The organism is Moorena sp. SIO4G3, from assembly GCF_010692305.1.
Taxonomy (GTDB): Bacteria; Cyanobacteriota; Cyanobacteriia; order Cyanobacteriales; family Coleofasciculaceae; genus Moorena; species Moorena producens_A.
Window position 1 is genome coordinate 1 of the sequence record NZ_JAAHIG010000071.1, and the last position, 12,712, is coordinate 12,712.

The 12,712-nt window shown below is 44.3% G+C and carries 5 protein-coding genes; 1 reads left to right on the forward strand and 4 read right to left on the reverse strand.

The genetic code is table 11. The features are described from left to right. Positions 1-271: 271 nt before the first annotated feature. A complete protein-coding gene (locus tag F6J99_RS15075; protein WP_293113635.1) occupies positions 272-1,750 on the reverse strand; it encodes a serine/threonine-protein kinase in 1,479 nt (492 codons plus the stop codon). Between the two features lie 322 nt (positions 1,751-2,072). Between F6J99_RS15075 and F6J99_RS15080 the strand changes: the two genes are divergently transcribed. Beyond that, the gene (locus F6J99_RS15080) at positions 2,073-2,948 is read left to right on the forward strand and encodes a shikimate dehydrogenase (RefSeq protein ID WP_293113654.1); all 876 of its coding nucleotides are present in this window, start codon (positions 2,073-2,075) and stop codon (positions 2,946-2,948) included. Here the strand turns inward: F6J99_RS15080 and F6J99_RS15085 are convergent. The 3 genes from F6J99_RS15085 to F6J99_RS15095 all read right to left on the reverse strand — a co-directional run bounded on the left by F6J99_RS15085 (position 2,945) and on the right by F6J99_RS15095 (position 12,660). Continuing rightward, on the reverse strand, positions 2,945-3,067 hold the full coding sequence (locus F6J99_RS15085; protein WP_293113636.1) for a hypothetical protein: 123 nt from the start codon (positions 3,065-3,067) through the stop codon (positions 2,945-2,947). The genes F6J99_RS15080 and F6J99_RS15085 overlap by 4 nt on opposite strands. 63 nt (positions 3,068-3,130) lie before the next feature. Beyond that, positions 3,131-7,102, reverse strand: coding sequence for a filamentous hemagglutinin N-terminal domain-containing protein (locus F6J99_RS15090; protein WP_293113637.1), 3,972 nt, complete (start codon positions 7,100-7,102; stop codon positions 3,131-3,133). A gap of 557 nt (positions 7,103-7,659) precedes the next feature. After that, positions 7,660-12,660, reverse strand: a complete 5,001-nt coding sequence (locus F6J99_RS15095; protein WP_293113638.1) for a filamentous hemagglutinin N-terminal domain-containing protein — start codon at positions 12,658-12,660, stop codon at positions 7,660-7,662. Positions 12,661-12,712 lie beyond the last annotated feature (52 nt).

Genomic DNA, 12,712 nt, shown 5'->3' on the forward strand with positions numbered 1-12,712 from the left:
TTCTTCTCCTTTAGATAGTGATGGTAGGTAGTAATAGCAATGCCCCTGGGCTTAACCTGGAACTAGTATCGAACCCACTGAACACACGGATGCAATAAACACACGGATGCTACAGTTGAGCAATAGGTGATTCACCACGGCACTAGGGAGGCTATCCCAATAAACAATACTAAGAGCTAATTCGTAAAGTAAATCTTAAGAAGTATGAAAGCCTTGCTATGATTGTCTTTTAGCTATTAAATAGTTCAATTGTTCTATGTTGACGCAAGCCTTATCCTACAAGGTTTAGTACGAGTTGACGAATCAGCTCTAAAAATAAAAATAGTAGGGTAACCATCATACCAGTAATGACGAAGGATGTGATTGCCCAACCCCGTTGATGGCGCTTAAAGGCTTTGATACTCTTCCAACGGCGACTTTTCCATGCCCACTCATTGCCCTTGATGCCCAAAATAATCCCCATCACTGGCCAAGCCAAAAATCCAGTCACTAACGATAGATCACTCCAGGCAATCAGTCCAATCCATACTTGATTGGTGACACACCATAAACCCGGTAGGCAAAAGGCACCCCAGTTCCAGCCTTGAATCTCTGCTGGCACTGGAACAGATTCGTCAAACACTTGCTTGCAACCGGAATTATTGATCGGAGTCGGTGGCGGGTAGGATTGAGACTGGGGAGTTACAGCTACAGTACCCTTGATTTCTGTTTCTCTAACCTTAGAATCATCAGAATCATCGGTTCGGATTAGGTCTAGAACCTCTTCAGCAGATTGGAATCGCTCAGAGGGTTGGGATGCTAGCAAACGAGAGAGGATAGGATTAAACTCTGGCGAGAGGGTTAGTTCTTCTTCAGTTCGCCAGCTAAGGGTATAAGGGTCAACTAGTTCCTGAGGCTGTTTACCAGTCATCAGTACTAGTGCTGTCACTCCCAAAGCATACAGGTCACTATGGGGAGCAGCAATCCCTAGGCGTAGCTGTTCATCAGGGGCATAGCCAACTTTACCTAGGCAAGTCCCACCAGCGTAGATAGCAGAGTTTTGCCCAATGCTTACGGGAGTATTGACTTCTAGGGCAATTTGTTTGACACCACCCAGGTCAATTAATACTGGCACTCCATCGGAACCCCGACGGATAATATTGTCTGGAGCAATATCCCGGTGAATTATGCCTAATTGGTGTAGGTAGCTTAAGACCGGGAGCAATTGCCGAAACAGTTGGAGAATCTCGGTTTCGCTGAACCGTTCCCCTTTGCTTACTCGTTCTTCGAGTAAGGTTTGATAGGTTTTTCCTTCAATGTAGTCTTGGACGAGAAACAACCGTTTGCCATCCCGAAAAAATTCCCAGAATCTCGGAATTTGGGGGGATGAAAGCTTGTGCAGCATGGTTGCTTCCCGTTGAAATAGTTCTTCGGCTTTTTCTAGGGTATGGGTGCCCTGGTTTCTTGGAGTCAGCTCTTTTAGGGTTACTAGTTCATTAAAGCGTCCAGTGTCTTTGGCTAGGTAGGTTTTGCCAAATCCCCCTTGTCCTAAGGTACGTTGAATAATGTAGCGATCGCGTAATCGGCTTCCAGTCTCTAATCTATGGTCTAGATTAGTATTGTCCAGATTAGTATGGTCTAGATTAGTATTATTTAGATTAGTCTCTAGGGGACTGCTACTGGAAGGAAGTAGAGAGGCACCACAACGAGAGCAAAAACTTGCCCGACTGGGATTGATTTGCTCACATTTCATACAAGTGATTGAATTCATGGCTCCACTCTTTTGAATACCAGTTGGGTTCATGCCGTTGCTGCCTAGTTAATTGGTATTATAATTGGCACTATAATTGGCTCGATATGATCTATTTTAGCCACCATGAGAAAAATCATAGTTCATTCAAATGTGAGGCTTGGGGTAAGTATTGTGGACGGTTGATGGTGAATTGTCAACAAATTGTTAATTAATTGTCAACCGAAGGAAGCAATCTTAATAAGACTTAATCAGAAATAGTTAATAAGAAATATTTAAGAATGTAGCAATTATTAACGATTTCACTATTAAAATTTAAAGTTATGTGCGTAGAACGTGGGTGATGGTGCAAATAACAGGAACAACAAAGTTACTGGGTGTGATTGGTGATCCAGTGGAACATTCGTTATCACCACTGATGCATAACCGAGCGATCGCATCCTTGGATCTCGATTATGTCTACCTAGCTTTACCGGTAAAATCAGCAGATTTGAAAAACGCGATCGCTGGTTTTGAGGCGATTGGTCTAGTGGGCTTCAGTATCACTATTCCTCACAAACAGACTATCATCCCCTTGTTGTCGGAAATTTCAACAGTGGCTCAAGGGGTGGGAGCAGTGAATACTGTTTATCGCACCGATCAGGGTTGGATTGGTACGAATACCGATATCGAAGGATTTATCTCCCCGTTGAAACGGTATAACCGGGATTGGAGTCAAACTACTGTAGTCATTTTGGGGTGTGGTGGTGCCGCACGAGCTGTAGTAGTCGGTTGTGCTCAACTCGGTTGTACTGAGATTCATGTGCTTGGTCGCAATCAGGACAAGTTAGGTAAATTTAAGCAAAGCTGGATCAAGTCTGACCTTGCTATTACTATTCATACTCATCCTTGGGAACAACTACCGGAACTCCTGCCCCAAGCCAATTTGTTGGTTAATGCTACTCCTGTGGGCATGTATCCCAAGGTCGAGCAGTCTCCTGTGGATCAGCTAGCTATGGCCAGGTTGCCGGAAAATGCGATCGCTTATGACTTGATTTACACTCCTAATCCCACTCAGTTTTTACGACAAGCCAAAGAACAGGGCGCGATCGCCATTGATGGATTGGAAATGCTGGTGCAACAGGGAGCAGCAGCTTTCAAAATTTGGTTAGGACAAACTCCGCCAGTGGATATTATGCGTCACGCTCTGCAGGAGAAATTGGGATTGTTGAAAACTTAGCTAAAATTTAGGCGTTGCTGAATCTTCGCGCTGAATAGGAGTAGAGTGGGCATCCTGCCCGCCCGAGAATAACCATGAAACTGGCAAGATGCCAGTTCCACCCCTGATGTCCATTCCACAGGCGCGCACCTACTCTTAAAATCATTCCATTATTAAGCAACGCCAAAATTTATAGCACGGTGCTATAAATCTCGACAAGAGACATAGTGATACCAAGGTTTGGGTGGGCTAGTGGTATCGGTAGGGAAAGAGGTGAGAATGATCGTACCATCGGGACCCGTCATCCAACCTTGAGCTTCCACAATCCGTTTTCGCTGAGAATTCTGTGGAATAGAATTGTGTTCGGTCGATGGCTCTAATCTCTGATTGTTATCAAGATTGTGATCAGTTTCACTGAGGGTTTGATCATCAAGAGTCACCCAATCAGCAATGATGGTTTGACCGATAATCGGGTCGAAGGGACTAGCCGGAATGCCACCGCGTCCAGTAACAATAAATTCACCAAGTTCATCTACGGAGATTTTCCCACTTCTCGGACAGCTAGCAACAATCAGTGATGATGGGTCAGTTAAATTGCTTGGTAGTTGATCTAATCCCCGAGGGGGTTCAGGATTGCCCGTTTTGATGGTCACTATTCCTTGTGTACCAGACTTAGAACTGGCATCGATATCATTAGTGCGATTTCCATCAATGGCTTCGCGCTCCTCAATCAAACGGACATCTTCGGCCTCAATGGTGATCTCACCGCCTTTTCCTTGTGCAGCTTTGGCAATGATATCGTTACCATTACCACTTGAGGGGAAGGCAATCAAAAATTCGGTATCAATAGTAATGTTGCCACCTGTAGCTTCATCTAAAGCCTCTGCGGAGATTAGGCTTTCGTTAAGCATCGCTATTGAGTTTGATACGTTTAGTGTGATATTCGCTCCATCTTCGCCTCCACTCAGTTGAGTTTCAGCTAAAAGTTTTCCGTCGTTAAGCAACAGGGAATTAGCCGTAATTTCCAGATTCCCTGCTATCCCTTTCTCACTTCTGACTGTTATTTCCCCTCCATCCTCAACCTTCAGGGAATCAGTATCGATTGTGATCTTACCAGCTTGACCAGTAGCTTTCTCTTCTGCAGCGCTGGAAATGAGTCCATCATTAACAGTTAGTGTATTGGCAGTTAATATAATATCTCCACCTCTGCCATTGCCGTTCGTGCTAGCATTTAGCCTGGCACTATCAGTCACTGAAATAGATTTAGCCTCAATTTCAATCTTACCACCCTTGCCCCCTGTTGACTCAGGCTTGACACCAGTCAAGATCCGACTAGGTCTGTCATTAATGTTCACTCCGTCTATTAAAAACTGATCACGAACCGTAATGATCACATCCCCAGCATCCCCCTTGCCTTTAGTAACAGAAGCTAACCTGGCACCTTCAGTAATGGCCAATGAACCTTCTGTAACTGTGATCCTGATATCGCCAGCATCCCCCTTACCCTGGGCTTGAACATCACTAACTATACCACTATTTACTGGACTCAGCTCCCTGATTCCGTCAAATAAAACGCGATCGCGAGCTATTATTTCCACATCACCCCCGTTTCCTATACCTTTGGTTTCGGAAATTATCAGAGCACCGTTAGTAAACGAAACTGACCCAGCTTTAATCAATACCTTGCCACCGTCGCCCACTGCTTTATCTGTAACTCGAGTGAAGATAATACTTGAAAATGAATTACCTTTTTCATTAGTAGCACCCCCATCAAATATAACCTCATCCTCAGCAATAATTGATATGTTGGCACCATTTTCATCGGTCTTGCCAGGATTTCCTTGGTCATTGATATCACTACTTAATTGACCGCCATTGGTCACTAAAACTGACTTTGCCTTGATGGTGATATTGCCACGACCACCTTCAGCTTGTGATTGGTTGCTATCGTTTTGGTCTACTTTATCCTGACCGACCCGAGAGCGCAAACCGCTGGCTACTCTATCATTACTTGCTACCCCGTCAATGGTAACTGTATCCCGAGCTGTTACAGATATATTGCCCGAATTTCCTTGTCCGAGGGTGTCAGCTACGAGTCTAGCACCATTTTTGATAGTGACTGATTCCGCATCAATCGATATATTTCCTGCGTTGCCGATTGAGTCAAGATTCACTTTAGTCACAATCGAGTTATTGTTCTTGTCAACGATAACTTGATCCTCAGCAATAATTGTTACATCTCCACCATTTCCCTGTCCTTTGATCCTCGACTGCAAGGAAGCATCATTCATAAACAAAGAGCCTGTGGTAATGGAAATACCACCACTATTACCGATAGCGTGTTGTTCTATGTTGTTGACAATTCCAGTAGTAGTGTTAGGATTGTCCGAATTCCCTTCAAAGGTGACTGTGTCATCAGCAATAATGGTCACTTTTCCAGCATCAGCTTGACCAAAGGTACTGGTTTCGATCTGAGCACCGTCAGTGGCAAAAAGTGAGCCAGTATAGATAGTGATATCCCCACCCTTTTCTGTGCCGAAGGTGTTGCTAATAATAAAACTTCCGTCAAGGGATAGTTGATCGTTTGTAACCACGGTAATATCCCCTGCTTTACCAGAAGCGGAAGAGGCATCAATGCGATCGCGTAGGGTCGGCTTAGCCGAATCGCTTATTTCAATCCCGCCTCGATAATCAATCAAGACCTCGCCACCATTTCCTGAAAACCTCTGGTTAGTCTTATCTACAGTACCGTTATCGTTGGCTATGGTGCCGTCACCAGTCAGAATTGAACTAATTTTCAGGGTTTCACTCACTAAGGATGGGTTAGCTTGATACTGATTGGTTAACAATACCAATCCATTCGGAGCATTAATCTTAATCTCACCAATTTTGATATTTGCACTAGTAGCAGCCGTCCCAAGGTTAGACCCTAAGTTGCCACTATCAGTATTTCCTGGAAAACCGCCGAGTAATGTCCAATCTATACCAGCACGGATATCTAAGGTAGGTTGACTACTACCATCAATTACGAAAGATGTTGCCGCTTCATCGGACAAGGTCACATTAGCCAGACTAGCCAAGAAGGGATTAGAGTTATTAGGACTAATGGCATTATCTGTTGTATCGGTAGAGTTAATCTCGATGTCTCCAACGGTAACACTACCTCCTGCCAAAACATGGAGTGACGCTCCGGTATAGTTTCCTAAACTCACATCCCCATTAGTCAGAATAATCGGATCATCAGTACTAACTAAATTTCCCGGTAACCCATCCAACTGTTGGATGCTGATATTTCCGCCAGCGGTATAGTGAGCATCCCCCCCTACTGGATTATGCGATTGGCCTTTGGCCACGCTACGCGAACGCAACCGTAAATCACTACCAGCCCATAAACCACTATCGGTATGGTTATGGGCCGCAATATCAATGGACTGATTACCCTGAATTAGCAGCAAGCCACCAGAGTACGCCCTAAACGGTTGCGCTACACTATCCCTGATGCTGACTGTATCTTCTCCGAACAGAGTCAAATCCCTACCAGCCTCCAGTTGACCCTGTAAATCCAAGTTGCCAGCGGCTAAGGTTAAATCTTGTCCTACGGCTAAATTCCCAGCATTTGTAATTGTGCTCCTCGGGTCATATTTGCCATACTGCAATCCTGGGGTGATATTAATCGTTAACAGTGGCGGGGCTTGATAGGATGTGGCACTAAACTCTTGCCCATCACCAAATACCAGGCTATTGGCAGTAGAGGCGAAAAAGGAACCAGCTACATCTAATCTCGCCTTGTTTCCAAACACAATACCATTGGGATTGAGCAAAAACAGATTTGCTGCACCATCTACTCCCAAAGTGCCTAGAATATTCGATAGATTACTGCCGGTTACTCGTGTTAAAATATTCTCAATCCCAGAGGGATTAGCAAAATAAACCCGTTGCAGTTCTCCTACATTAAATTCACCAAAACTATGGAACAAATTCTCCCCACGAGTTGCTCCCCCTTCAATTAAATCTGCCAGTGCCCCCTTGACCTGTACATTAGGAGTTACCCTTGACCCTTCATTTCCCAAGCTGCCATCGGGAGTCATCTCAGCTAAAACTGGAGCAGAAAAACCCCAAGCTAAACATCCGGTTAGGCAAATTATCCTTAATTCTAAACAAGCACCAACAGCCATGAGCTTTCTAACCAATCAAATGGTATTATTGGCAAATTATATAACAGATTTTACCTTCTAAAAATTTAAATACTTTTAACTTAACTAATCTTAATTATTCGGTTAATCATTAGCTAAATTAGAGGTTGTCTGAGAAGTATCATTTGCTACATCCAAGCCCCCTAAATCCCCATCTGTAAAAAAGCGAAGCATCCGCTAATTCCCCCCAGAATTGGGGGGTTAGGGGGGCGAGGGACTTTTAGAAGCAAATTGACTCTTGTTCCCCCCAAAGTTGGGGGGCTAGGGGGGCAAAATTCAGTATCAAAAAACTTGGGAGATATCCTCTTATTAGCTAAATCATTAGACTTCGCGGCAGTTGTCGGGAACAGGGAATAGGGAACAGGGAACAGTGATAAGATTTGACTCTCTCAATACTGAAATTAATTGTTATCACTTCCGTTATTAAGTTTTTTTGTACTGGTGCAAGATCTCAGTATTAGATATTATCTGTTCCGGTGATCCGCTGTTTCCCTTTCCCTTTGAGGAATAATGGTATTCCAATCTAAATGCTGAACAGCTTAATTGAAATCCCGGCAAGAGAAATAGTGATACCAAGGTTTGGGTGGGCTAGTGGTATCGGTAGGGAAAGAGGTGAGAATGATCGTACCATCGGGACCCGTCATCCAGCCTTGAGCTTCCACAATCCGTTTTGGCTTAGAATTCTTTTCGGTCGAGGGAGCTAAGGTCTGATTCTTATCAAGATTGTGATCAATTTCCGTAAGGGTTTGATCATCTAGAGTCACCCAATCAGCAATGATGGTTTTACCAATAATCGGGTCGAAGGGACTAGCCGGAATGCCACCGCGTCCAGTAACAATAAATTCACCAAGTTCATCGACTGAGATTTTCCCACTTCTCGGACAGCTAGCAACAATCAGTGATGATGGGTCACTTAAATTAATTGGTAGTTGATTTAATCCCCGAGATGGGTCAATATTGCCCGTATTGATGGTCACTATTCCTTGTGTACCAGAGTCAGAACTAGCATCGATATCATTAGTGCGATTGTCCTCAATGGCTTCGCGCTCCTCAATCAGGCGGACATCTTCGGCATCAATGGTGATTTTACCGCCTTGACCCTGGTCAGCTTTGGCAATGATATCGCTACCATTAGGACCAGTTGGGGGAAAGGCAATTAAGAGGTTGGTTTTAATAGTAATGTTGCCACCCTTAGCTTGATCGAAAGCCTCTGCGGAGATTAGGCTTTCGTTAAGCATCACTATCCAGTCTGATACCTCTAGTGTGATATTCGCTCCCTCTTCGCCTCTATTCAGTTGAGTTTCAGCTAAAAGTTTTCCGCCGTTAAGCAATAGGGATTTAGCTGTAATGTCCAGATTACCTGCTACCCCTTTCTCACTTCTGACTGTTATTTTCCCTCCATCTTCAACCTTCAGGGAATCAGTATTGATTGTGATCGTACCGGCTTCACCACTGAAATCGCCCGAGCTGTCAGACAGTAAACCACTGGAAATATTATTATTAGTGGAACTAACTCCAGAGATAGTAATCGAATTAGCATTGACTGTAATCTCGCCAGCATTTGCGCCACTATTAGGGAAGGATTCCGGAGATAAACCAAGATTGCGTTGCCCCAATAAGAAGTGACTAGTAATCCTTTCAGGGGATAAGGCTTGGTCATAGACCGCGACTTCATCAATTACACCATTGAAGGGTTGGTTTAAGAAGCGTTGCTTTGAGTTTTGGTCAGCCTCCGCCCAATTTCCGATCAAGACACGGGGGTTTTGACCGGTAAAAGCACCTTGGTTGTTACTCCTGATTTCCCTACCATTGACAAAAATAGTGTTGGTGTTGGAGTCTTGGTCGTAACTAGCCACAATGTGATACCAAGTATCTGCTTGATTAATGATGTTGCTTCGTGTTTCCAAGTCCTCCTCAAAGTTACCAAAACGGACCTTGCCCTTCTCGGTCACTCTGAAATATAGACTGTTACCGTTATTATTAGTCCCTTCCTCTTCGTTATGTATCCCTAAATAGGATTGCTGTTTAATTTCGTTTGGCTTGACCCAGGCTTCTACAGTGAAGGATTTATTGCTGATATCTAATTCCGAACCTGGTACAATAATACCAACATCCACGTTAGCATCATCGTTGCCATCAAATTTTCCTGCTGTGCCTGATACTCCTGGAACTCCCTGAGTTACGCCATTGTTGTAGGTACCGTTGAAGCCATTACCAGAACTGTCAACAGCCTTCTCTATCGAATTGGTTTCGTCTAAACGCCAGTAGGCTACTGGCTGATCTCGTTGCACAATATCCTGATAGGACTCAGAAGCTAGAACTGCTGGCATTAAACCAAGGGTTCGTGCTTCCACCCGCCCACCATTGATCAGGGATAGGGAGGAAGTGATGATATTAATCTTTCCACCATTACCAGTAGCTGTCTCTTGTACACTGCTGGAAATGACTCCATCATTCTTGAGCAGAACGGATTCTTGTGCCTTCACAACAATGTCTCCACCATTCCCTTGTGATAAGGTAGCAGTGGAAATTTCACCTCTGTCTTGAACAGTTAGTCTATTGGTGGTTAATATAATCTTTCCACCTCTTTCATTCCCGCTCGTGCTAGTATCTAGCCTCGCCCTATCAGTCACAGAAATGGAGTTAGCTTCAATGTCAATTGAACCACCTTTTTGATCACTTTTGCTGTCTATTCTCTCAGTTGGCACATTACTGAAAATACCACTAAGTGTGCCATTCATGCCCACTCCGTCTATTGAAACCTGATCACGAACCTTAATGATCACATTGCCACCATTCCCCTGGCCTTGAGTACTAGATATTAACTTGGCACCTTTAGTAATCGCCAATGAACCTTCTGTAACTGTGATCGTGATCGTGCCACCATTCCCCTGGCCATCCCGTTGAACATCACTAAATATGCCACTCTCTACTTCAATCAGCTCGTTGACTCCATCAAATAAAACGCGATCGCGAGCTATTATTTCCACATCACCCCCGTTTCCTTGGCCACGGGTGTTGGAAATTATCACAGCACCGTTAGTAAACGAAACTGACCCAGCTTCAATCAATACGTTGCCACCGTTGCCTACTGCTTGAGGTCTAACGCGAGTGAAGATAATACTTGAAAATGTCTTGTTTTTTTCATTCTTACCAGCGCCATCAAAGATAACTTCATCCTCAGCAATAATTGATATATTGCCAGCCTTTCCTATGTCATTGATTTCAGTACTTACTTGACCGCCATTGGTCACAAAAACTGACTTTGCCTCTATCTTGATCTCGCCACCATCACCTTCAGCTTGTGATTGGTTGCTAGACTCTCTATCCGGACCGACTCGAGACCGCAAACCGCTGGATATATTCCCATTATTTGCTATCCCGTCAATGGTAACTGTATCCCGAGCTTTGATAGTTATATCGCCAGCATTTCCTTGTCCCAGGGTGTCAGCTACGACTCTAGCACCATTGCTGATAGTCACTGATTCGGCATCAATCGATATATTTCCTGCGTTGCCGATTGCGTCAGGCTCCACTCTGGTCACAATCGAGTTACTGTTCTGGTCAACGATAACTTGATCCTCAGCAATAATTGTTACACCACCACTATTTCCCTGTCCTGTGATCCTCGACTCCAAGAAAGCATCATTCATAAACAAAGAGCCTGTGGTAATGGAAATGCCACCACTATCACCGATAGCGTTTTGTTCTATGTTGTTTAAAATGCCAGTAGCCTCACCATTTTCCGCTTTCCCTTCAAAGGTGACTGTGTCATCAGCAACAATAGTCACTTTACCGGCATCTGCTTGACCAAAGGTACTGGTTTCGATCTGAGCACCGTTTGTGGCAAAAAGTGAACCAGTCTCGATCGTGATATCTCCACCCTTTTCTGTTCCGAAGGTGTTGCTAATAATGAAACTGCTGTCAAGGGATAGTTGATCGTTTGTAACCAACGTAATATCCCCTGGTTTACCAGAAGCGGAAGAGGCATCAATGCGATTCGGCTTCGCCGTTCCCGTAGCGTGGCCTACGGCCTCCGCTTCGCGATCGCTTATTTCAATCCCGCCGCGATAATCAATCAAGACCTCGCCACCATTTCCTGAAAATTTCTGGTTACTCTGATCTACCGTACCGTTATCGTTGGCTATGGTGCCGTCACCAGTTAGAAGTGAACTAATTTTCAGGGTTTCACTCACTAACGATGGGTTAGCTTGATACTGATTCGTTAACAATACCCGTCCATTGGGAGCATTAATCGAGATCTTGCCAATTTCGATATCCGCACTAGTAGCAGCCGTCCCAAGGTTAGACCCTAAGTTGCCACTATCAGTATTTCCTGGTAAACCCCCCAGTAATGTCCAATCTATGCCAGCACGGATATCTAAAGTAGGTTGACTACTGCCATCAATTACGAAAGAGGTTCGAGCTTGATCCGACAAGGTCACATTAGCCAGACTAGCCAAGAAGGGATTGGAGTTATTAGGACTAATGGCATTATCCGCTGTATCGGTAGAGTTAATCTCGATGTCTCCAACGGTAACACTACCTCCAGCTAAAATATGTAGTGACGCTCCGGTATAGTTTCCTAAACTGACATCCCCATTAGTCAGAATAATCGGATCATGGGTACTGACTAAATTTCCGGGTAAGCCATCCAACTGTTCGATGCTGATATTTCCGCCAGCGGTATAGTGAGCATCCCCTGCTACAGGATTATGCGTACGCAACTGTAAATCAGAACCAGCGAATAAACCACTATCAGTATGGTTATGGGCCGCAATATCAATTGACTGATTACCCTGAATTAGCAGCAAGCCACCAGAGTACGCGATAAACGGTTGCGCTACACTATCTCTAATCGTGACTGTATCTTCTCCAAACAGAGTCAAATTCCTACCAGCATCCAGTTGGCCCTGTAAATCCAAGTTGCCAGCGGCTAGGGTTAAATCTTGTCCTACTGCTAAATTTCCAACATTGGTAATTGTGCTCCTCGGGTCATATTTGCCATACTGCAATCCTGGGGTGATATTAATCGTTAACAGTGGCGGAGCTTGTGGGGATGTGGCACTAAACTCTTGCCCATCACCAAACACCAAACTATTGGCAGTAGACGCGAAAAAGGAACCAGCTACATCTAAGCTGGCATTTGGTCCAAACACAATACCATTGGGATTTAGCAAAAACAGATTTGCTGCACCATCTACTCCCAACGTGCCTAGAATATTCGATAGATTACTGCCGGTTACTCGTGTTAATATCCTCTGGATTCCAGAGGGATTAGCAAAATAAACCCGTTGCAGTTCTCCTACATTAAATTCACCAAAACTATGGAACAAATTCTCCCCACGAGTTGCTCCCCCTTCAATTAAATCTGCCAGTGCCCCCTTGACCTGTACATTAGGAGTTACCCTTGACCCTTCATTTCCCAAGCTGCCATCGGGAGTCATCTCAGCTAAAACTGGAGCAGAAAACCCCCAAGCTAAACATCCGGTTAGGCAAATTATCCTTAATTCTAAAAATGCACCAAATGCCCTAAGCATCCTAACTAATAAAATCCTGTTATTGGGAAAGTCTATAACAGATTTTACATGA

Excerpts from the sequence above, each read along its gene's own strand:
- F6J99_RS15075 (WP_293113635.1), bottom strand. The coding sequence starts at position 1,750 with ATGAATTCAATCACTTGTATGAAATGTGAGCAAATCAATCCCAGTCGG.
- F6J99_RS15080 (WP_293113654.1), top strand. The coding sequence starts at position 2,073 with ATGGTGCAAATAACAGGAACAACAAAGTTACTGGGTGTGATTGGTGAT.
- F6J99_RS15090 (WP_293113637.1), bottom strand. The coding sequence starts at position 7,102 with ATGGCTGTTGGTGCTTGTTTAGAATTAAGGATAATTTGCCTAACCGGA.
- F6J99_RS15095 (WP_293113638.1), bottom strand. The coding sequence starts at position 12,660 with ATGCTTAGGGCATTTGGTGCATTTTTAGAATTAAGGATAATTTGCCTA.